The 22,087-nt window shown below is 48.5% G+C and carries 24 protein-coding genes, 1 tRNA gene and 1 riboswitch; of the genes, 17 read left to right on the forward strand and 8 right to left on the reverse strand.

The annotated features are described in order from the left end of the window. The first annotated feature begins 53 nt into the window (after positions 1-53). Positions 54-2,558 (forward strand): glycoside hydrolase family 2 protein, encoded by a 2,505-nt coding sequence (locus BLU97_RS08180; protein WP_254771687.1) that lies wholly within the window; start codon positions 54-56, stop codon positions 2,556-2,558. An 86-nt stretch (positions 2,559-2,644) separates the two neighbouring features. Continuing rightward, on the forward strand, positions 2,645-3,709 hold the full coding sequence (locus BLU97_RS08185; RefSeq protein ID WP_254771688.1) for a glycoside hydrolase family 26 protein: 1,065 nt from the start codon (positions 2,645-2,647) through the stop codon (positions 3,707-3,709). A 135-nt stretch (positions 3,710-3,844) separates the two neighbouring features. Here the strand turns inward: BLU97_RS08185 and BLU97_RS08190 are convergent, their stop codons facing one another. Beyond that, a complete protein-coding gene (locus BLU97_RS08190; RefSeq protein ID WP_074761061.1) occupies positions 3,845-4,621 on the reverse strand; it encodes a radical SAM protein in 777 nt (258 codons plus the stop codon). 89 nt (positions 4,622-4,710) lie between these two features. Here BLU97_RS08190 and BLU97_RS08195 point away from each other — a divergent pair, with 89 nt between their 5' ends. The 6 genes from BLU97_RS08195 to folK are packed head-to-tail and all read left to right on the forward strand — an operon-like array spanning position 4,711 to position 8,921. After that, entirely contained in the window at positions 4,711-5,589 is an 879-nt protein-coding gene (locus tag BLU97_RS08195) for a cell division protein FtsX (RefSeq protein WP_074761062.1), read from the forward strand. A gap of 34 nt (positions 5,590-5,623) precedes the next feature. After that, positions 5,624-5,848, forward strand: a complete 225-nt coding sequence (locus BLU97_RS08200) for a DUF3098 domain-containing protein (RefSeq protein ID WP_013063608.1) — start codon at positions 5,624-5,626, stop codon at positions 5,846-5,848. Positions 5,849-5,888: 40 nt separating this feature from the next. After that, a complete protein-coding gene (locus BLU97_RS08205) occupies positions 5,889-6,692 on the forward strand; it encodes an undecaprenyl-diphosphate phosphatase (RefSeq protein WP_074761063.1) in 804 nt (267 codons plus the stop codon). Next, positions 6,689-7,390: a tRNA pseudouridine(55) synthase TruB gene (truB, locus tag BLU97_RS08210; RefSeq protein WP_074761064.1), complete on the forward strand. Its 702-nt coding sequence runs from the start codon at positions 6,689-6,691 to the stop codon at positions 7,388-7,390. The genes BLU97_RS08205 and truB overlap by 4 nt, the downstream gene beginning before the upstream one ends. 33 nt (positions 7,391-7,423) lie before the next feature. Beyond that, entirely contained in the window at positions 7,424-8,488 is a 1,065-nt protein-coding gene (gene queA / locus BLU97_RS08215; RefSeq protein ID WP_074761065.1) for a tRNA preQ1(34) S-adenosylmethionine ribosyltransferase-isomerase QueA, read from the forward strand. 10 nt (positions 8,489-8,498) lie between these two features. Continuing rightward, a complete protein-coding gene (gene folK, locus BLU97_RS08220; protein ID WP_074761066.1) occupies positions 8,499-8,921 on the forward strand; it encodes a 2-amino-4-hydroxy-6-hydroxymethyldihydropteridine diphosphokinase in 423 nt (140 codons plus the stop codon). Between the two features lie 9 nt (positions 8,922-8,930). Here the strand turns inward: folK and BLU97_RS08225 are convergent, their stop codons facing one another. From BLU97_RS08225 to porQ, 3 genes are all read right to left on the reverse strand, one after another. After that, the gene (locus BLU97_RS08225; RefSeq protein WP_074761067.1) at positions 8,931-10,319 is read right to left on the reverse strand and encodes an OmpP1/FadL family transporter; all 1,389 of its coding nucleotides are present in this window, start codon (positions 10,317-10,319) and stop codon (positions 8,931-8,933) included. Between the two features lie 94 nt (positions 10,320-10,413). Beyond that, positions 10,414-11,106 carry a (d)CMP kinase gene (gene cmk, locus BLU97_RS08230; RefSeq protein WP_074761068.1) on the reverse strand — a complete coding sequence of 231 codons (693 nt, stop codon included), beginning with the start codon at positions 11,104-11,106 and terminating at the stop codon, positions 10,414-10,416. Then, positions 11,103-12,053: a type IX secretion system protein PorQ gene (porQ, locus tag BLU97_RS08235; RefSeq protein ID WP_081352928.1), complete on the reverse strand. Its 951-nt coding sequence runs from the start codon at positions 12,051-12,053 to the stop codon at positions 11,103-11,105. The genes cmk and porQ overlap by 4 nt, the downstream gene beginning before the upstream one ends. Positions 12,054-12,153: 100 nt before the next feature. Between porQ and BLU97_RS08240 the strand changes: the two genes are divergently transcribed. The 9 genes from BLU97_RS08240 to BLU97_RS08280 all read left to right on the forward strand — a co-directional run bounded on the left by BLU97_RS08240 (position 12,154) and on the right by BLU97_RS08280 (position 17,420). Continuing rightward, positions 12,154-12,849 (forward strand): energy transducer TonB, encoded by a 696-nt coding sequence (locus tag BLU97_RS08240; RefSeq protein ID WP_074761069.1) that lies wholly within the window; start codon positions 12,154-12,156, stop codon positions 12,847-12,849. Positions 12,850-12,854: 5 nt separating this feature from the next. Beyond that, positions 12,855-13,829: a polyprenyl synthetase family protein gene (locus BLU97_RS08245; RefSeq protein WP_074761070.1), complete on the forward strand. Its 975-nt coding sequence runs from the start codon at positions 12,855-12,857 to the stop codon at positions 13,827-13,829. After that, complete coding sequence (locus tag BLU97_RS08250) at positions 13,829-14,608, forward strand: TatD family hydrolase (RefSeq protein WP_074761071.1); 780 nt, start codon at positions 13,829-13,831, stop codon at positions 14,606-14,608. The genes BLU97_RS08245 and BLU97_RS08250 overlap by 1 nt, the downstream gene beginning before the upstream one ends. Before the next feature lie 5 nt (positions 14,609-14,613). After that, positions 14,614-14,701 (forward strand) — tRNA-Ser (locus BLU97_RS08255). 77 nt (positions 14,702-14,778) lie between these two features. Beyond that, a complete protein-coding gene (locus tag BLU97_RS08260) occupies positions 14,779-15,618 on the forward strand; it encodes a MotA/TolQ/ExbB proton channel family protein (protein WP_074761072.1) in 840 nt (279 codons plus the stop codon). A gap of 2 nt (positions 15,619-15,620) precedes the next feature. After that, entirely contained in the window at positions 15,621-15,980 is a 360-nt protein-coding gene (locus BLU97_RS08265) for a hypothetical protein (RefSeq protein ID WP_074761073.1), read from the forward strand. Beyond that, positions 15,941-16,465: an ExbD/TolR family protein gene (locus BLU97_RS08270; protein ID WP_074761074.1), complete on the forward strand. Its 525-nt coding sequence runs from the start codon at positions 15,941-15,943 to the stop codon at positions 16,463-16,465. Before BLU97_RS08265 ends, BLU97_RS08270 begins: the two co-directional genes overlap by 40 nt. Positions 16,466-16,470: 5 nt before the next feature. Next, the gene (locus tag BLU97_RS08275) at positions 16,471-16,914 is read left to right on the forward strand and encodes an ExbD/TolR family protein (RefSeq protein WP_074761472.1); all 444 of its coding nucleotides are present in this window, start codon (positions 16,471-16,473) and stop codon (positions 16,912-16,914) included. Between the two features lie 8 nt (positions 16,915-16,922). Continuing rightward, positions 16,923-17,420: an Lrp/AsnC family transcriptional regulator gene (locus tag BLU97_RS08280; protein WP_013065330.1), complete on the forward strand. Its 498-nt coding sequence runs from the start codon at positions 16,923-16,925 to the stop codon at positions 17,418-17,420. 12 nt (positions 17,421-17,432) lie between these two features. After that, positions 17,433-17,619, forward strand: a riboswitch (cobalamin riboswitch). A gap of 130 nt (positions 17,620-17,749) precedes the next feature. Here the strand turns inward: BLU97_RS08280 and BLU97_RS08285 are convergent. From BLU97_RS08285 to preA, 4 genes are all read right to left on the reverse strand, one after another. After that, on the reverse strand, positions 17,750-18,547 hold the full coding sequence (locus BLU97_RS08285; RefSeq protein WP_074761075.1) for a M15 family metallopeptidase: 798 nt from the start codon (positions 18,545-18,547) through the stop codon (positions 17,750-17,752). Between the two features lie 316 nt (positions 18,548-18,863). Then, positions 18,864-19,844, reverse strand: coding sequence for a metallophosphoesterase family protein (locus BLU97_RS08290; RefSeq protein ID WP_074761076.1), 981 nt, complete (start codon positions 19,842-19,844; stop codon positions 18,864-18,866). 2 nt (positions 19,845-19,846) lie between these two features. Beyond that, complete coding sequence (locus tag BLU97_RS08295) at positions 19,847-20,557, reverse strand: hypothetical protein (RefSeq protein ID WP_139208944.1); 711 nt, start codon at positions 20,555-20,557, stop codon at positions 19,847-19,849. Further along, positions 20,554-22,014, reverse strand: coding sequence for an NAD-dependent dihydropyrimidine dehydrogenase subunit PreA (preA, locus tag BLU97_RS08300; RefSeq protein WP_074761078.1), 1,461 nt, complete (start codon positions 22,012-22,014; stop codon positions 20,554-20,556). The genes BLU97_RS08295 and preA overlap by 4 nt, the downstream gene beginning before the upstream one ends. Between the last annotated feature and the right edge of the window lie 73 nt (positions 22,015-22,087).

Raw genomic sequence — 22,087 nt, forward strand, 5'->3', positions numbered from 1 at the left:
TGGAAAAGAGATGTATATTTTTAATCGTTACAATATTCTGTTTTTTAGGAATTATGGCAAATAATGTTCAAAGAGTAGAGTTAAGATCAGATTGGCAGTTCAAGCAGGTTCGACAGGGCAATTGGCTTCCTGCCATAGTGCCGGGCACCGTGCATACCGACTTGATGGCCAACGGCATCATCCCCGATCCTTTTATCGGATTGAACGAGCGTGGTGTGCAGTGGATTGATAAGGAAGACTGGATTTATAGAACCGCATTCGGTGTGGATGAGAGCATATTCTCCAAACATAATGTCTGGATAGAGTTCGATGGTCTTGATACCTATGCCGATGTTTACCTGAACGACAGTCTGATTATCAAGGCTGACAACATGTTCCGCAGATGGAAAGCCGATATCCGTCAATTGTTGAAACGCTCGGATAATGAGCTGAAGGTTTATTTCCATTCGCCCGTCAAAGTCGACGTGCCTAAATGGGATGCACTGCCATACCATTACGAAGCAGCCAACGACCAGTCGGAGAATGGTGGACTTTTTGATAAGAAAATCAGTATATTTGCCCGCAAAGCCGGTTATCATTATGGTTGGGACTGGGGGCCTCGACTGGTTACATCGGGCATTTGGCGAAAGGTGTCGTTGGTAGCTTGGAATGACGTTAGGATTACCGATGTGTATACCGAGCAGCCGCTGGTTAGCAAGGCCAAGGCAAAAATCCGACAGACGATTGAAATCTTTGCCGATGCTGATGGAATGGCCATGGTTCAGACAACAGATCACGCTGGCAACAACTATGCCGATAAAAAGGTAAAGCTGGAAAAAGGAGTTAATACTGTGACATTAGAGTTCTGTATCAACAAACCCAAACTCTGGTGGTGTAATGGCTTGGGCAAGCCCAACCTCTATACCTTTAATGTAAAGGTGCAAAAAGATGATTCTTCTGATACTTATACGCAGAGAACGGGTATTCGTTTCATCAAGTTGCTCACTCAGAAAGACGAGTGGGGGCAGGAGTTCTGTTTTGAGTTGAATGGTGTACGTGTGTTCATGAAAGGAGCCGACTATATCCCCTGCGATAATTTTCTGCCGCGTGTCACAAAGTCGGTCTACGAGAAAACCATTCAGGATGCTGTTGATGTGAACATGAATATGCTCAGAGTGTGGGGCGGCGGTATCTACGAAGACGATTATTTCTATGAACTTTGCGATGAGAAGGGTATACTTATCTGGCAGGATTTTATGTTCGCCTGTAGCCTCTATCCTGCATCAGGTGCCTTGTTGGAGAATATACGTCAGGAGGCCATCGACAATGTTCGCAGATTGCGCAACCACCCCTGTATAGCCTTGTGGTGTGGCAATAACGAATGTCAGGACGGATGGTACAACTGGGGCTGGAAAAAGCGACTCGAAGACCAGAAGCCTGAATATGCCGAAAAGGTCTGGAAAGAATACGAAGATCTGTTCTATCATCTTCTGCCCGAGGTTGTTGGTAAGTATCATTCTGCCATAGCCTATTGGCCTTCATCGCCTTTTGGTGGCTATGGTCATGGTAGCATAGAAACATCTGGCGATTATCACTATTGGGCAGTATGGCATGCTAAGAAACCCATCTCTGAGTATAATAATACACGTTTCCGTTTCTGTAGCGAATACGGTATGCAGAGTTTCCCTGAGTTTGAGTCGGTCAAACAGTTTGCACCACAACCCAACGACTGGGATATCTATTCGGATGTTATGATGTCGCACCAGCGTGGCGGTATGCATGCCAATCAGCTGATAGAGTCTTATCTGCTCAGTGAGTATAAACGTCCTAAGGATTTCGAATCGTTGCTGTATGTAGGCCAGCTGATGCAGGGCGATGCTATGAAGACAGCTATCGAATCGCATCGCCGCGAGAAAGGTTACTGTTGGGGCACACTGCTTTGGCAGATTAACGACTGCTGGCCAGTAGCATCGTGGGCCACTCGTGATTATTACGGAAGATGGAAGGCTGCACATTATCTGATGCGTAACTCGTATCGTGATATACTTGTCTCTCCGATTGAGAAGGACGGTAATCTGCAGGTTTATATTGTCAACGACCGTCTTACTTCAACTTCCGGTCAGCTGTCGATAAAGGTCCTCGATATGGATGGTGCTGTCAGGAATCAGCACACTAAGCAAGTGCGTGTGCCTGCTAATGTGTCGAAGAATGTATTCTCTGTCCCCGTCAAGCAGTTGTTGAATCATGAACAGACCGACCAGGTGGTCATACTTGCCGAGTTTACCGATAGGGAACACTATGGTAACATCTATTACCTGAAGCCACCAAAGGACGTTAAGTTCAAGAAGTCTGCAGTGGTCTACCAGATGATAAAGGTTGTTGATGGCTATCGATTGGTGATTTCGGCCGATAAGGTGGCAAGAGGTGTGTTCCTGTCGCTCGATGGTACCGACAATTTCTTTAGTGATAACTATTTTGACTTGATACCAGGTGCAAAGAAGCAGGTATATGTCAAGACTGATTTGAATGAGGACGATTTTAGAAAACAATTAAAGATAACAATACTCAACAATATCTAAATAACAACGTAAAAATGAACAAGTTTTATATATTGATAATGTTAGTATGTAGCTATACTAACATAGGGGCTCATACTACCCTGAAAATGGTAGATCCAGATGCAACAGCTGAGACAAAAGCACTCTATGCCAATTTATGGGCTATCCAGCAGCGAGGCTTTATGTTCGGTCACCACGATGATTTGAGCTATGGTCGCCATTGGCAGGGCGTTAAGGGAAAATCAGATACGAAAGACGTGTGTGGTGATTATCCTGCCGTGTATAGTCTCGACTTTGCCAGTATGATGGATGATAGATTTAATCCCCAAAGCGATTGGGTGGCGCAATCAAAGCAGAACATTCTGGCAGCGCGTCGCCGTGGCGAGGTGATTACCGCTTGTTGCCATCTTAATAACCCTTTAACCGATGGTGATTCGTGGGACAACTCGAGCCGTGCTGTTGTGGCTGGTATCCTGAAAAATGGTAGCAATACTCAGGCCAAGTTTAACACATGGTTAGATCGTTTGATTAGCTTCGTAAAGGATTTAAAGGACGATAACGGACATCCAATCCCCATTATCTTTCGTCCATTCCACGAGCATACACAAACCTGGAACTGGTGGGGCCGTGGCTGTGCAACCGAGTCTGAGTTCGTAAACCTTTGGAGGTACACCGTGGCTTATCTGATGCGGGGTGGTGTCCACCAGTTTATCTATATCATCTCGCCTCAGTCGGGAGGTGCTGATGGTGAGGATCGCTTTACTTATTGGTGGCCTGGCGACGATTATGTCGATATGATTGGTTATGATTTCTATGAGCAGGAGAATCCCATCGATTTCTATATCAGTTTGAAGAGTTTATCTGCTGTGTCAGCCAAGAAACAGAAACCCTGTGCAGTTACCGAGACCGGTCTCGAAGCTTTTTCTAATCCTCGCTATTGGACCGACCAGATTTTACAGCCTGCTACAGCATCGGGTGTGCATATAAGTTTCATAACCTTCTGGCGAAATAAGTATGTAGGAAAGAACGAGAAGGATACTCATTTCTTCTCTGTTTTTCCAGGACATCCCTCTGAACAGGATTTCAAGGCATTCTATTGCGATAAACGTACCTATTTTAGTCGCGATTTGCCTGATATGTATTCTCCCGTTACCGGAATCATCGTTGAGTAAACAATTAAGAGGATGTGCCTATTTGTCCGAAAAATTTTCCCAACTTGGGAACGTTTCATTCCCAGTTAGGGAATGTTTTATTCCCAACGTGGGAACATTGCGTTCCATCGGTGGAAATGCTGATAGTTGATATGCTTAATACGATGCGGTGCAGGGGATGCCGGCGGCGATGACACGGTCGCGAATCTGGTCGAGTTGCTCGTGGGTGGCTTTCTCCAGACCTTGGGCGGGCGTTTCGCGGTCGATGGTGTAGATCATTACCTGCTGGGGCTTGATGGCTTTGACGGCCTCTAACCAGGGGGCTACGTATTCCTCGTCGGTATTATCTACGCTCTCGCCCTGGCACTGGCCGCGCATAAACATGGTCTGTATAATCACATGGCCGTGAAAGGCCTTCAGGCGATCGATAATCTGGGCCACATCGTAGGTGCCGTTGGGATGATCTACCTTATTAATATATAAAGGATCAACGGTATCGAGTTTTAAGATGTTGTTATCTACCTTCATCAGGGCATCGTGTACCTGCTGGCGGTGAATCATGGTAGAGTTGCTGAGTACCGACACCTTGGCCTGGGGGCAATACTGATTGCGCAGGCGGATGACATCATCGATAATCTCGGCAAAATGCGGATGACAGGTGGGCTCGCCATTACCGGCAAAGGTCAGTACATCTGGCAACTGACCGTCGGTCACCATCTGCTGCAACTTGGCCTCGAGCTTCTCAATCACCTCCTGGCGTGTAGGCATGGGCAGGGTGGGGCGATAGTCCTCGTTAAAACCACACTCACAATAAATGCAGTCGAAACTGCACACTTTACCGTCGGCTGGCAACAGGTTGATACCGAGCGAAATGCCCAGTCGGCGACTGTGAACGGGCCCAAAAATGGGCGATGGATAAATAATTGTACTCATAACGGGTGCAAAATTACACTTTTTTTTTGTGATAAAGAAAAAAAATAGTATCTTTGCAGCCGAATTCGAATTTTTACGTACGTAAATTAATGAAAAAACGAAAAAATGATGCTGGCAACCGTCGAGGTGTGCAGTTGGTAACACTTTGCATTAGTACGGCGATGGTGCTGGTTTTACTTGGACTGGTGGTATTTTCAGTCCAGACCTCTCGTAATCTGTCGCAGTGGGTGAAAGAAAATCTCACTGTGACGGTGATGCTGAGCGATGATGTATCGGTTAACGGTGCAAAACTGTTGTGTCGCGACCTGTATCATCGTCCTTATTCGCGTAACATCGATTACATTAGCAAAGAGCAGGCTTTGAAGGAGCAGAGCGATGCCATGGGTTCCGACCCGTCGGAGTTCTTAGGCGTTAACCCGTTCCCCGCCACACTCGAGCTGCAGTTGCATTCGGATTATGCCAACCGCGACTCGCTGAAGTGGATTGCCCGTGAGCTGCAGAAGAACCCGAAGATTACGGATGTGGCCTATCAGGTTGACTTGATGGACAGCGTGAACCGCAATCTTACCAAGGTGAATCTGGTGCTGCTGGCGCTGGCTGTGCTGTTGACGTTTGTATCGTTCTCGCTGATTAACAACACCGTACGACTGAGTGTGTACTCGCGCCGTTTCATCATTCATACGATGAAGCTGGTGGGTGCCTCGTGGGGCTTTATCCGTAAGCCGTTTATGAAGCAGGCGCTGTTGGTGGGTGTGATAGCTGCCTTGATAGCCATTGCTGTGCTGGGAGGCTGCATGTATGCGCTCTACTACTACGAGCCCAACATCATCAGCATTATTACCTGGCGCGAGCTTACGATTACAGCTGTGGCTGTGCTGCTGTTTGGTATTATTATTACCGCTGCATGTTCGTATATCTCGGTAAACAAGTTCCTGCGTATGTCGGCTGGCGAACTGTACAAGATTTAAAAATGTAAGAATTAGAAAATGTAAAAATTGAAATATGGATAAGAAGAATTTTGCATTCGATAAGACCAACTTTATTTTGTTGGCAATCGGCATGGCCATCGTAGTGATTGGCTTTCTGCTGATGGTAGGTCCTAACTCAACCGATACCGCATTCGAACCCGATATCTTCAGTGTGCGCCGCACCAAGGTGGCCCCTGTGGTATGTTTGTTCGGTTTTGTATCGATGATTTATGCCGTAGTTCGTAAACCAAAAGACTAGTAGGGTAAATGTAATAATTAGAAAATGTAAAAATTGAAATATGGATTGGATTCAAGCTTTGATTCTTGGTTTGGTGCAGGGACTCACAGAGTATCTGCCTGTTAGTTCGAGCGGACACCTGACTATCCTCTCAAACTTTTTCGGTATTGATGGTGCCGACAACCTGCAGTTTACTGTTGCTGTACACGTGGCTACCGTGCTGAGTACGCTGGTTATACTGTGGAAGGAGATCGACTGGATACTGAAGGGTTTGTTTAAGTTTAAGATGAACGACGAGACAAAATATGCCTTGAACATCTTGGTGTCGATGATTCCTGTTGGTATCGTTGGCTTGTTTTTTAAGGATAAGGTAGAGGAGGCTTTCGGCGCTGGCTTACTGATTGTGGGCGTGATGCTGATCGTTACTTCTGTGCTGCTGATCTTCTCGTACTATGCCAAGCCTCGTGTCAAAGAGCATATCTCGTTGTGGGATGCTTTTGTTATCGGTGTGGCTCAGGCATGTGCTGTGCTGCCAGGACTGTCGCGTTCGGGTTCAACCATCGCTACGGGTTTGATGCTGGGTGATAAGAAGGAGAAACTGGCTCAGTTCTCATTCCTGATGGTCATCCCACCTATTTTAGGTGAGGCATTGCTCGATGTACTGAAAGCCATGAAGGGCGACGAGGTGGTAAACGATAGTATCGGTTTCTTCCCCATGGCTATTGGTTTCGTGGCTGCATTCCTGTCGGGATGCTTTGCCTGCAAACTGATGATTAACCTGGTTAAGAAGGGAAAGCTTGTTTACTTTGGAATTTATTGCGCCATCATCGGTGTAACAGTGCTCATTTATCAGCTCACTCGATGAACTTTCAGGAAGGCGCATATATCTATATCAATAAGCCCTATCGCATGAGCAGTTTCGGGGCGCTAGCACATATCCGTTATGTGCTGAGCAAACGACTGCACGTGAAACGTGTGAAAATGGGACATGCCGGCACTTTAGACCCCTTGGCTACAGGTGTGCTGGTGCTGTGCACCGGTAAGGCCACCAAGCAGATCGAGGCTTTGCAGCTGCACTCAAAGGAGTATACGGCTACCCTGCAGTTGGGTGCCACCACCCCTAGCTACGATTTGGAGCATGAGGTGGACGCAACTTATCCCACAGCGCATATCACCCGTGAGCTGATTGAGCAGACACTGCCCAAGTTTGTGGGTGATATTATGCAGCGACCACCGCTGTTTTCGGCCTGTAAGGTGGGTGGCGACCGTGCCTACGAACTGGCACGCAAGGGTAGCGACCACCAATTGGCTGAGAAGCCCGTGCATATCGATGAGATAGAAATCATCGATTTCGATCCCGAAAAGATGCAGCTGCAGATACGTGTGGGTTGTGGTAAGGGTACCTACATCCGCTCGCTGGCTCGCGACATTGGCGAGGCTCTTGGCAGCGGCGCGCATCTTACTGCTCTGTGCCGCACACGTGTGGGCGACGTTCGACTGGAGGATTGCCTGACATTCGATGAGTTCCCTGCCTGGATGGAGGAGAAATTAATTGAAGAGTGAATAGTTAATAGTGAATAGTGAAATAATAAAAATATGAAGTTATCACAGTTTAAGTTTAAGTTACCTGAAGAACAGATTGCACTTGAGCCACCTTTCCATCGCGACGAGTGCAAGCTGATGGTGTTGCATCGTAAGAGTAAGCGAATCGAGAGTGGTCTCGACTTCCGTAACATCCTCGATTACTTTGACGAGGACGATGCATTCATCTTCAACGACACCAAGGTTTTCCCTGCCCGTTTGTACGGTACCAAGGAGAAGACCGATGCCAAGATTGAGGTGTTCTTGCTGCGCGAGCTTAATGCCGACCAGCGCTTGTGGGATGTGCTTGTAGAGCCTGCCCGTAAGATTCGTATCGGCAACAAACTCTTTTTCGAGGAAGATGGTCCTATGGTGGCTGAGGTGATTGATAACACCACCAGCCGAGGCCGTACGCTGCGTTTCCTCTACGACTGTCCACACGATGAATTCAAGCAGATGTTGTTCGGTTTGGGCGAGGCTCCACTGCCACGCTATATTATCGACCGTCGCCCTGCTAACGAGGAGGATATGACCAACTTCCAGACCATCTACGCTAAGAACGAGGGTGCTGTTACTGCGCCTGCCACTGGCTTGCACTTCAGTCGCGAGTTGATGAAGCGTATGGAGATTAAGGGTATTAACTTTGCCTTTATCACCCTGCACTGCGGTCTGGGAAACTTCGATGCTATCGAGGTTGAGGACCTGACCAAGCACAAGATGTCGAGCGAGCAGATGTTTATTCCTGCCGAGGCTTGTGAGATTGTAAACAAGGCTAAGGAGAACGGACATCGTGTGTGCTGCGTAGGTGTGAGCACCGCCCGTGCTACCGAGAGTGCCGTAGGTACCGATGGTATGCTGAAGGAGTATGAGGGTTGGACCAACAAGTTTATCTTCCCTCCATACGAGTTCGGACTGTGTAATGCACTGATTGGTAATTTCTATCACCCAGAGTCGCCTATGATGATGACCGAGGCTTCGTTTGTTGGCTACGACCTGCTGTACGAGGGCTATCAGCGTGCGCTGAAGGAGGGTTATAAGTTTGGTTGCTACGGTGATGCTATGCTGATGCTGGACGATTAATGAGTGAATAGTGAATAGTGAAAAGTTACATCGGGTATTCCTTGGGCTGGGTAGTAATCTTGGCGATAAGGAGACAAATATCCGCAACGCTATATCGCTTATCGGCGAAAGAGTAGGACTGGTTGTGCGCCAGTCCTCTCTTATTTCGACCGAGCCCTGGGGGTTCGAGTCGGATAACCAGTTTGTGAATGCCTGCGTGCTATGCGAAACCACACTAACGCCCCGCCAGGTGCTGCTTGCCACCCAGAAGATTGAGCGCGAGCTGGGGCGTACACACAAGTCGGTAGGAGGCCATTATGCCGACCGCCTGATGGATATAGACATTCTGCTATATGACGATCTGAGGGTGGATGAACCCGACTTGCAGATTCCCCACCCTCTGATGCTTGAGCGCGACTTTGTGATGATCCCGCTCGGTGAAATTAGAGATTGAATTTGATATTTAGAATTTATAGTCTAATCCTACGCCAATCACGTGGTTGGTGCGGCTGTATGTGTCACTACCAGCGTATGGCAGACCCTGATACTGCTGCTGATTCTTGGTGAAGTCGCTGTAGAGCGAGCAGAAGTAGCTGACGTTGAGGCGCATCTTGTCGTTGATGTTCCAGGCACCACCCAAACCTACTGAGTAGCTGTCGCAAGCAAACGAGGTGTTCTGCTGATATCCGTCGGCCAAACCATAGTCGGTGCGCTGTCCACCGCAGCTAACAGTAAACTTCTTGTTGATGTCGTACTCTACACCGGCCAGGATTTCGTGTGTGCCGTGGGTGAGCTCCTTCTGGCGGTCGCCAGCCATCTTGGCGTGCTTGTCGTCGAAGAAGTGATACTCCAGTGTACCGCGCAGCTTCTCTGAGAATTCGTAGCCTACAGCTGTAACAAACAGCGAAGGCATGTCGTAACGTGTCTCGGCACCATCCTTATAGGCAGCCACCTTATCGCCGAACTGTGCCAATGCAAGGTCGCCCTCGATGTAAGGCATTACACTTGCTGTGGTAGGATCGGTGTTCTTGATACGGGCCGAAAGTGTCTTGGTATCATTCTCGGTCTTGATTTTGGTACGGAACTCGTAGCGTGCAGCGATGGTGAGTGGACCATCATGGTAATCGAAACTTACGATAGGTGCAAAGCCCCAGCCACGCTGAATGCAGTCTAGCTGCAGATTAATCAGGTCGATGTTGGGTGCAGGTGCTGTCGAAGAGGTATAGTTGGGGATGTCAGCTACTACATGGCCACGGTTGTAACCATCATAATAGTTGGCACGCATACCAATAGCAGCCGAGAAATTGTCGTTCACCTTGTATGTCAGGTTCACCTGACCGCCATAGATGTACTGCTTACCTTTCATCTCTGAATCGAAACGGTAGCTGTTGGGCATCATGCCGGCCTGTGCCAGCATGGCCTTGAGGGGTACCTCGAACATGGGAATGCCTTCTTCGTACTTCACGAAACCGCCGCTGCCTACAATGCCGATCATGGCTGATAAGGCCACACGATCTTTCTTGTAAGAAGCAAAAAGGGCAGGTACGATGGGAGCCGAAGCCTTACCGTTGTACTTCTGCTGGAAACCTGTGCCTAAGAAACCTGGTACGGTTGTCTTAATGTCACGATTCTGCCAAGGCTTCTGGAAATTCAATGAAAACTGGAATCCCTCGTGCCCCCAAGCCAGTCCGGCGGGGTTACTGTAGGCTGCGTCGATTTCGGTCGTTGCGCCACGTGCGAACATACGGTCGAAAGCTATGTGATAATTTGTGTTGGTCATGAGTCCACCGGCGTGGACAGTGGCTGTAGTGGCTACTGCCAACAAAGCCGAAATAATTAATTTTCTCGTCATTTTTTCTTGCTTCTAATGAAATTCGGCTGCAAAGGTAGCAAAAAATAACAAAAGAAGCGAAAAAAATGACGAAAAAAATGAATAAATAGAACAATTATTGCTCTATTTTCTCCTTAAAACGGTCCATTAACCACTGTTTCTGTTCAGGAATGGTCATATGACTGTTGTCGAGCTCGATGGCATCGTCGGCCTTGCGCAGTGGACTTACCTCGCGGTGCGAATCGATATAATCGCGCTCCTGTACGTTCTTCAGAATATCGTCGAAATCGGCAGGCATGCCCTTGGCCTTGAGTTCGTCGAAACGACGCTGGGCACGTACCTCGGCCGATGCAGTCACAAAAATCTTCAGTTCGGCATCGGGGAACACGGTGGTACCAATATCACGACCATCCATTACCACACCCTTGTCCTTACCCATCTGCTGCTGCTGGGCAACCATGGCGGTGCGCACAAAACCTACGGCTGCAATGGGACTTACATGGTTGCTCACCTCCAAGCTGCGAATCTCCTTCTCAACACACTCTCCGTTAAGATAGGTGTCGGGACGACCTGTCTCGGCATTGAACTTGAATGAAATCTGTATCTGTGGCATCTGCTGCTCCAGTTCGGCTGTCTTTACGCTGCCATCGGCATTAAATAGGTTGTGGCGCAGGGCGTAGAGTGTTACGCTGCGATACATGGCGCCTGTATCTACATATACATAGCCCACTTCGCGGGCCAGGTCCTTGGCCATCGTGCTTTTACCGCACGAGCTGTGGCCATCGATTGCAATTGTTATCTTCTTCATAATGTGTATGATATATTAATAATTAGCGATGATGTGCTGACATGATATTTGCCCCAGCCTAAGTGGAGCTTGAAGCGTTGCAGCGAGAGTCCTGCACCTAAGGTGAGACCGGCGCCGTGAGCCGATGAGCCTTCGCTGTCAGTAATCTTCATCTCGCTGGCTTTGCGGAAGTTATAACCGGCTGCCAGGTAGATGTTCTCGCCTAGCAATACGTCGGCACCGATGGCTAAATGGCGCCCGATGCCCTCGCTCCAGTCGGTAAGTCGGCTCATCGTAGCGTGGAAACGCAGGGGTGAGTTAAGCAGGCGCTTGCTGGCACCCACCTGCAGATCAAAGGGTATGCGCTCAAACTCATCGTCGTAGGCCTTAATCTGTCCACCTAAGTTGCGTGCCACAGTCGAAACGCTCCAGCCACGCTCCACGTCGAGATAGTTCAAACCTAAATCTACACCTACGCCTAAGGAGTTGTAGCCGGCAATGGTTGAGGTAATGAACTTGGCGGTGATACCACCACTGATACGCTCAGTCAACTCGTAGGCAAACGTACCACCAATGGCAATATCGCGGGCCGAGAAGTCGCCAAGATCCTCGTTGGTAAACGAGGTCTGCTTTATGCGGCCGTAGTCCATCAGTTGTGCCGACACACCCCACGAGGCACGTTCGCCCGAAAGACGAACAAACGAGGCGCTCACTGTCTTGGCCCCCTCCATATACGTCATGTAATTCAGGTTTAGCGTTTTATCGGATACACCGCTGATAAGGGCAGGGTTGTGGAACAGTTGTGTGGCGTCGTCGTCGGTTAGCGTGATGTTCTCGCCACCCAATGCGGCAGCATGCGCACTCACGGGCAGTCGCAGGAAATTGTACACGGTTTTGCTCTCCTGCGCCATGCTGGTACAGGCCCAAAACGTGAGTAGGGTGGTGATAACGCCGTTTCTGATGTTCATTTCTCCTAATTTGGTCGCAAAGTTAGCAAAAAAACTTAATATATATCTATTTATACGGAAAAAAATACTATCTTTGCACTCGGTTTAATGAAAACTGTAGATGGATATCAAGAAGAGTAGTGAAGCGGATTTGGAACAGAAACGCACACAGGGGTTCCTGCTGGGACTGATTGTTGTGTTGGCCACGCTGTTTGTGCTACTCGAGTGGAATAGTGGCGGTACTGGCTGGACGTTGTTCGACGATGACGACAGTCTGGAAGCCGAGGTGGAACTCTCACCCCTGAAGCGCGATAAGGACGAAGTGCCGATGATGATGCCTCAGGAAAAGAAAGTCGAGAAGCAGGAGAGTGAGCAGCTACATTTGGTGGACAATGATGTGGAACTGCCCCCCGAACCCATTCTGCAGGACGAGACCGAACAAGAAGAACCCACCGAGAAGGCTGCTGAAGAGAAGCCTCAGGTGGTGGATATGTACGACGAACCCATCGACTTCCGTGTGGTTGAAGACCTGCCGCAGTTTCCTGGTGGTGCCGTCGAGTTTATGAAGTGGCTCACGCAGAACCTGAAATATCCCCCCTCGGCCCAACAGAAAAAAATCAAGGGCAGAGTGGTGGTACAGTTTGTGGTTAACAAGGATGGCACGTTGAGCGACCTACAGGTGGTGCAGCCCCTGGAGCCTGCCTGCGACGCCGAAGTGATGCGTGTACTCAAAAGCATGCCGCAGTGGAAGGCCGGTATGATGAATGCCAAGCCCTGTCGCACGATGGTGTGTATTCCTATTGTATTTAATTTATAAAAGATATGTATACATCAGAAGATCTACTGAAGAAAGTGAATGAGGCCCTCGACAATCTGGTCTACGATCGCCAGCCTGCCTCGTTGTACGACCCCATCAAGTACGTACTGTCTATCGGCGGAAAGCGTGTACGCCCAGTACTCACGATGCTGGCGTATAATCTCTATAAAGACGATCCACTGAGCATTATGTCTCAGGCCATCGGACTGGAGACCTACCATAACTTTACACTGCTGCACGACGACCTGATGGACCACGCTGACATGCGTCGTGGACACGAGACTGTGCACAAGAAGTGGGATGCCAACCGTGCTATCTTGTCGGGTGATACCATGTTGCTTCAGGCTTTTGAGCGCGTAGAGGACTGTGATTCGGCTAAGCTGCCTGCTGTATTCAAGGTGTTTATCCAGACCACACTCGAGATTGGTGAGGGACAGCAGTTGGATGTAGAGTTCGAACAGCGTAACGATGTTACCGAGGATGAGTATATTGAGATGATCCGACTGAAGACCAGCGTGCTGCTGGCCTGTGCTTGCAAGGTTGGTGCCATTATGGCCGATGCCCCAGCCGAGGATATCGAGAATATGTATAAGTTTGGCGAGAAGTTAGGTCTGGCCTTCCAGTTGCAGGACGATCTGCTGGATGTGTATGGCGACCCCGCTGTGTTTGGTAAGAACATTGGTGGCGACATCACCTCGAACAAGAAGACCTACATGCTTATCAACGCCTTTAACCGTGCAACCCCTGCCCAGCGCGATGAACTGACCAAGTGGGTTGAGGCCAAGGAGTTTGACCGCAACGAGAAGGTGGCTGCTGTAACCAACCTGTATAACGAGATTGGTATCCGCCAGTTGTGCGAGCAGAAGATTGAACAGTACTACCAGGAGAGTCTGGTTTACTTGGCTAAGGTGAGCGTTAGCGACGAGCGCAAGGCTGAGATCAAGGCCTACGCTGCCGAAATGATGAAACGTCAGAGCTAATGATTGATACGCATTGTCATATTGATGGTGAAGAGTTCGTTGAGGATATCGACGAAGTGATTGTACGCGCTCGCGAGGCTGGCGTGCAAGCCATTGGTGTGCCAGGCATTAATCTGCAGTCGCTCGATACCGTTATCAGCGTTTGCAAGCGCTATCCTAACTACTGCTATCCCATGCTGGGCTTGCATCCCGAGGATGTGAAGGCCGATTGGCAGGAGGTCCTGGATCAGATAAAACCCTACTTCCAGCAGGATGGCGTAAAACCCATTGCTGTTGGCGAAGTGGGCCTGGACTTTTACTGGAGTCGTGAGTTTGAGCAGGAGCAGCTGTTAGCTTTCGAGGAGCAGGTCAAGTGGTCGGTTGAATTGCAGTTGCCACTGATGATTCACTGTCGCAAGGCTCAGAATGAGATGGTGACCATCCTGAAACGCTACAAGGACCAGTTGCCAGGTGGCGTGTTCCACTGCTTTACGGGTAATGAACTCGAGGCCAAGGAACTGTTGCAGTTCGACAGGTTTGTGCTGGGGATAGGCGGTGTATCAACATTCAAGAAGTCGCATCTGCCTGAGGTGTTGCCTGCTGTGGTACCTTTGGATCGTCTGGTACTCGAGACCGACGCCCCCTATATGGCCCCTGTGCCTAAGCGTGGCGAGCGGAACGAGCCTGCCTTTGTGGCCTACGTGCTAAAGAAGTTGGCCGAAGCCTATCAGGTAAGCGAGGAAGAGGTGGAGACAGCAACGAATGAGAATTGTAGAAGAGTATTAAAAATAAATGTTTGAAATAAGGAGAGGTGCTCGAGTGGTTGAAGAGGCACGCCTGGAAAGCGTGTAGCCGGCAAAACCGGCTCGCAGGTTCGAATCCTGTTCTCTCCGCTAGGAAGAACGAGGATTCAAAGCTCCGAGGCATAGTGCCGAGGTATCCTGTTCTCTCCGCGTATTGATTGTAATATATGAAACGATTGGTATTTCTATTTACACTGATAGGTCTGCTTAGTTTTACGCAAACCTGTTTCGCTCAGTCCGCAGTTGCAGCTGATAGTGTTAAGAGCGCTGCTGCTGTGGTGCCTGCCGATTCTGTGGCTGCTACCGACTCAATGACCGTGATGGATGGCGAGTTGGAAGCTCTTACAGACGATGAGGCTGAAGAGGGGGGTGGCCTGCACAAACAGCTGAAGACCAAGTTTGTGGATGGTAACGTAGCCTTCATGTCGCTGGTGGCCCTGGCCTTGGTGCTGGGTCTGGCATTCTGCATTGAGCGTATTATCTATCTGACACTGAGCGAGATTAAGAGTCATCAGCTGATGGCAGATATCGAACAGCGCCTCAAGGCCAACGATGTAGAGGGTGCCAAAACACTCTGTCGTAACACCCGTGGTCCTGTAGCCTCAGTATGCTATCAAGGATTGCTGCATATCAAACAGCCCATGGATGCCATCGAGCGTAGCATCACCAACTTTGGTGGTCTGCAAACTGCTAACCTTGAGAAAGGTTGCTCGTGGATTAAGCTCTTCATTGCCATGGCACCATCGCTCGGATTCCTGGGCACTGTGATTGGTATGGTGATGGCCTTCGACCAGATTCAGCAGGTAGGCGATATCGGTCCTACCATTGTGGCTCAGGGTATGAAGGTGGCGCTGATTACCACTATTTTTGGTATCGTAGTAGCGTTGGTATTACAGCTGTTCTACAGCTACATCCTCTCAAAGATTGAACGTTTGACCGCACAGATGGAAGAGGCAGCCATTACACTGCTCGACCTGATTGCTGAGTGGAAGACAAAGAGTGAATAGTGATGAATAGTTTTATTTCGCCTGCTATTGCCGATGTGATGTTGTGGCTGATGTATATAACATTAGCTGCAGCCATAGGTGTTACTGCCTATTCGGTATGGCATGGCTTGCGCAACCGTCGTAAGGGCAGCGATGTGGTTAACGGTGTGCCTGCAGGGCGCATTGGATGGCTGGTGGCTGTGGGTTTTGTGCTCATCATGGTGGTTACCTTTGCTTTGGGTTCAACCAAGCCCATCCTTACCAATGGCACGTGGCTTACCGATGGCTTCTGGTTGCGTGCCGCTGATATGTTTATATATACCTCTATTATATTGATTATCGGATGTTTCGTAAGCGCTATCGTCAGCAAATTCCGGAGCTGAACACCACATCAACAGCCGACATATCGTTTATGTTGTTGATTTTCTTCCTCGTGACCTCATCGATGGACACGGAGAAGGGATTGATGCGTCAGATGGCACCACCGCCATTGGAACACGAGATACCCAAGGATATCAATCGCAACAATGTGATGCAGGTCAAGCTGGATGCACAGAACCAACTGTGGTGTGATGGCAAGCCTGTGACACTGCAACAACTGGCTGCCGAGGTACGTACGCTGGCTATGGTGAACCGTACTGGTCATGTGGTTCAGATCGAGGCCGATGCCAAGACCACCTACGAGGCCTATTTCAGTATGCAGGATGCTATTGTGGGTGCCTACCATGCCTTGCGTGAGGAGTATGCGCAGAAGCACTATGGCTGTACCTACGAGACCTGTAATGCCGAACAGCGCGAGATGATTAATGATTACTACCCGCAGCGTATCAGTGAGGGCACCATAGCCCAGGAAGGAGGTGCCCAATGAGACCTATGCGTAGCAAGTTCAGTCAGAGTCGTCGCAGTGTGCCATCGCTCAATGTGGCTTCTATGCCCGACTTGATTTTTACGGTGCTCTTCTTCTTCATGATTGTCACCCACATGCGTAGCGACGAAGTAAAGGTGCGCCTGCAAGTGCCTCAGGGCAGCGAGGTGCAGAAGTTAGCCAATAAGCAGGCCGTGGTAAACATCTATATCGGCCATAAAGGTGAGGCTTGGCATGTACAACTCAACAACGACATCGTACAGCCAGGCGATATTCCAGCCCGTATCGAAGAGATTCGTAGTGGGCTCTCTCAAGAGAATCAACAGCGACTCACCGTTAGTCTGCGTGTTGATAAAAAGGCGCCTATGGGTTTGGTCAGCGAGGTGAAACGCCAGCTGCAAAAAGCCTATGCCTTAAAGATAAATTATAGTGCAACAGAAATCAAAAAATAACTACTGCTATGGTAAAAATTGACGAACTTGACAAGCAGATTCTGAGTCTGATAGCCGCCGATGCCCGTATTCCATTCCTGGAGGTGGCTCGTGCTTGTAATGTAAGTGGTGCTGCTATTCACCAGCACATTCAAAAGATGAACAACATGGGTGTACTGAAGGGCACCCAGTACCTGATTGAGCCCGAAAGTGTGGGCTACGAGACTTGTGCCTTTATTGGTCTGAACCTGAAAGACCCCGCTAAGTTCGACGAGGTACTTGAACAACTGAAGCAGATTCCTGAGGTGGTGGAGTGCCACTTTACCACGGGTAACTTTGATATGTTTATCAAGATCTATGCCCGCAACAACCATCATCTGCTAACTATCATCCATGATAAGCTGCAGCCACTCGGCCTTTCAAGCAGTGAGACGCTGATATCGTTCCATACGGCTATCGACCGTCAACTGCCTATTGCCGACCTGCTGACACAAGATACCGAAGCCGAGGCGTCGGCCGAGGGATAAATGGTGATATTGCGTAATATCACCCGCGAAGGTGCACGTAACTGTGCTTAATTGGGAATGTGAGTGAAAATCTCCGACTGTCCCGCAGCAGTGAACTCTATTATGGCTGTCCGACTACAGGCCATTGCCCCGTTTTGGGCGAGAAGGCGTCGGATAGTGGAGGAAAGTCTGAAGACCAGCCTTCTGCGATTTTATTGCTGAAACACTCTCGATGTAAGGGTGGTTGAGGCAATCATACGTGTATTATTATATAAGTTCGGGGGAGACCCCGTCGCGACGACAGCATCTCCCCTTTTCGTTTTTTCATTCGTTAGATTTTCCTTCCCTATTTATTTTTGTTTTAGCTGTTTCACCTCAAAAGTAAAATAGGTATCAGGATATGGTTCGTTCTCAAGTGTAAAATGCCACCATTCGCTGTCGAGTGGTTTAAAACCATGTGCCAGCATGGCGTTGCGCAGTATCATGCGGTTATTAAACTGTTTTTCGGTAATCTTACGACCCTGGGGCGACTTCGAGTTGTCACCCGTGTAATCGCCTGTTTCGGGATTACCGCAGAAATCAGGATGACTCTCTGGTCCGAACCAGTCGAAGGTGCCACCCATGTCGAGTTCCTTCTCTGTGTTCATGTCAAACAGGGTCAGATCAACCGTGCTGCCACGTGTGTGTCCGCTCTTCTCATAGATATACTCCTGCTCAAACAGTACGCTCTTGTCTAAGTCGGGGTAGAAGTAGCGCTTCATCAGTGTATCAGGTATATCCTCTGCCCAACGTACAAAATGGTCAACACCCTTTTGTGGACGATAAGCATCGTAAATCTTTAGTCGGTAACCCTGCGCCTTCACATCGTCGCTCACTGCACGCAGACTGTCTGCTGCTTGCTTGGTGAGCAGGGCTGTGGGTTCCAGATAACCATCAATACGCTGTCCCACAAAGTTGTAGGTACCAAAGTAACGTATCTCCAGGATGGCATCGGGTACAGCATCGGTCAGTGTTACAAAGCCACTGGCATCATCAGGAGCAACCACTGTGGCAGTCGCATTTGCTTGGCGCTTGCAACTGCTTGTGAGTAGAATCACGAAGCACATTGTAAGTATATAAACAGGCTGAATGTATTTCTTAATTGGCATAATAGCTTAAATTGTCTTAAAATCTCGCTGCAAAGATACGATATTTTTCGATTAGTCGGGATTATAATTAAAACTTTAACATTTTTTATACGCATATACCTAAGGCAAAATTGTATAATTTGCAGTCGTCATTTTGCAAAGATGCGTACTTTTTTGATTTCTGTGGGTAAATATTGTTAAAATACTTGCAAACAGTCATACAATATTGTATATTTGCAATCGAATTTAGTTAGTAGTTGGTTTTAAAAACTTTGTTAGTAGATGTTAAACGAATAGTTAACAACAAAAGGGCCCGCAGTTGATGCGCGCCCTTTTTTTACTTTTTGGTATAATTCATTCTAACTTTCTCCCACCTGATAGTACCGTTTTTCTTCACATGCACACGTATCAGATAATCGCCTGGTTTGGGGTTGTTGGCCTCACTCATCGAGTCGAGCGTCAGGTATTCGGTATCGCCAACTTTCTGATAGTCCCATTTATGCACATGCCCTAGGAATACCATATCCGTTTCCCACTCATTAAACTTGTTCAACAGGAAGAACATCTCCTCACGCGGGAAAGTAGAGGCGAACTCTACTGATCGCGGACGGAAGATATTGGTATGACTGAATACGAAGGTATGACGGATTATTTTCTCACCTGTATCATGATAATAATCATTCAATACGCCTTGTTCTAACAGTTTGACTTGTTCACGCCCCAACGTACCACTGGCCGAGTCGAGGAAAATAAAATGATCTAGCTGAGGAGGATCGAGATTTACCAGTACATAGACATCATAGAATGATGAGTGGAATATGTTTGACCACAATGCCCATCCATTATGTGTGATATCATGATTGCCCACCACCGGGAAAAAGGGATATCTCACCTTGTCAAGGGAGAAATTCTCATCGTTCAAATATTGTTCTGCGTAGTATTTCTTCGCATATTTCTCTCTATACTCATCTATCAGGTCTTCAAGTATGATGTAGTATTCAGCTTTGGTATCGGCGATATCACCCAGATGCGCCATCAGCAGATCGTTGTTATCGAGTGCAATCTGTAGCATTTCGCGCATACGACCATCATCAGTTGTCAGATGACTGTCGGCACCCACTAAGAATGTGTATTCATCCCCTTCATAACCACTGAGCATAGTACCATCACCCTTGTGACCCTGATAATAGGCATTCGACATCTTAACACGATCCTCAACACCCGTGCCACTTACCAATACACCAATCGGACTCACTTTGTCGCAAGCCGAAAGCAACAGCAGTACTGCTCCTAATAATATATAATGTGTAGTCTTCATTGTCACCATACGTATTTTAGTCCTAATTTTCCTGATGTCTCGTATTTACTGGCCAGCTGACTCATACTGCCAGCGGGACGGATATTGAATTCACCAAATAAGTACATCTGTTTGGTCAGTCTTCCGTAAAAGTTCAGTCCCCAGTTGATGTTCCAGTTCTCATAATAGAAATCGTCGTAGTTACGGAAAAAAAGTCCAATATTCCATGAGTTGGTACGTGGACGAATCATGGCCCCGAATCCGAACGTAAAAGTAAGTGGTTCGGTATAGCCAAAGTCACCAGTTTTCCAATGAATATACGACTCACCTACTCGCAGAAAGAAATACGGCATTTCCCAAGTCAGAGAGAGGTTCCCGATGGTTTCGTTGGCATTCCAACGATTGTAGCGGTTGTACATCAGTTTGCCATCTATATAGATGTCACCCCACCACACGGGCAGCCGATAACCACCCTGCACGTCGTTCGAGTAGAGCTGTTTGCCCCACTGTTGTTGTACATCGGCACCCACATGCCAGCGATCAGTCAAATGCCGTTTATACGAGAGACCGAAACCGCCATAGCCACTAACAACCACATTGTTACCTGCCATCGCATAACCCGATATCTCGTTTTTATGTTCACCATCATAGCGATGCTGACCTACAAATGCGTTTTGTGCCTGCATGGTTATAGTACCAAGCAATAGACAAAGTATAACGATTATTCTGTTCATTTCTTTTTGGGAATACGTTTGGTGAGGCCGATGGCCCCAGTGGGACATACCAGACGACATAGGTGACACCCCACGCACTTGGTGCCTATGATGCGTGGTTGGCGCTCTTCGAACGTAATGGCCTGATGTCCGCCATCCATACACGAGATATAGCAACGTCCGCAACCTATGCAGCGTTCACGATCCACCTTGGGATATACCATGGTGTCGCGATCCAGGTCGGATGGTCTTACAAAGTTGGGCAGCTGCTCGCCAACCAGGTCGTCTAACTTCTCAAATCCTCGTTCCGTCAGGTAGGTCTGCAGACCTGATACCAGGTCGTCGATAATCCGATAGCCATACTGCATCACGGCGGTACATACCTGAACATTCCTACAACCTAACTGTATGAAATCCACGGCATCGCGCCATGTCTCAATACCACCTATACCACTCAGTTCTATGGCTCTGCCATGTGTACCGTTAATCACAGGATCCATACTCATCTCCAGAATAAAGCGCAGGGCAATGGGCTTTACCGCCTGTCCGCTGTAGCCCGATAGGGTTTGCTTGCCGCTCACCTCGGCCTCTTTCGACATGGTGACACTCTTAATGGTGTTGATGGCCGAGATGGCATCGGCACCAGCAAAGTAAGCACCCATAGCCGGACGGGTCATCTGCGTGATGTTAGGTGTCATCTTGGGAATCACAGGAATCTTTACGCTACGTTTTACATAGCTGGTGTAGAAGTTCACTAACTCCGGATCCTGACCGATGTCGCTACCCATACCAGCCAGTCGCATCTGTGGGCACGAGAAGTTCAACTCTATCGCATCGCAGCCAGCCTTTTCGGCCAGCTTGGCCAGCTCTATCCACTCCTCCTCAAACTGTCCCATAATCGAGGCAACTACCACCTTGGTGGGGTAGTTCTGCTTCAATCGGCGCAGAATGTCGAAATCTACCTGATAGGGATTCTCCGACAACTGCTCCATGTTACGGAAACCAGCAAAGGTAGTACCTTTCTTGACAGCATCGAAACGGGGTGATACCTCACGGATGTCCTGCTTACAGATGGTCTTATAGAACACACCTGCCCAACCAGCCTCAAAGGCACGTGCCACCATATCGTAGTTGGTGCATACGGCCGATGATGCTAAGAAGAATGGATTCTCGCAGTCAATGCCGCAGAATGTAATACCCAACGATTGTTGCGTGGCATCACCCATCAGCTCATTGGCAGATGTGCAATCTGTCAGCAGTTCCCTGATTCTGATGGGCCGATCGTAGTGGATACATGTCTGTTCGGCACGTAGCAGATCGTCGTCAGTACAACCCGCTACCCAGCGCCAGGCATTCTTTTCGTTATCAAACCGGATGGCACGGATGGCTCTGGCCACGTCACCTTTACCGCACGCTTTTGTGCAAGGAGCATCCTCGCATAACAAGCAGCGTACCGCTTCTTCGTACTTATGCATCATAATCGTAGTTTTTAATCATTCATAACAAAACCTCCACTTTATGCCTGCAAAGATACGATATTTTTTGGATTTT

Source organism: Xylanibacter ruminicola, assembly GCF_900107775.1.
Lineage (GTDB): Bacteria > Bacteroidota > Bacteroidia > Bacteroidales > Bacteroidaceae > Prevotella > Prevotella ruminicola_C.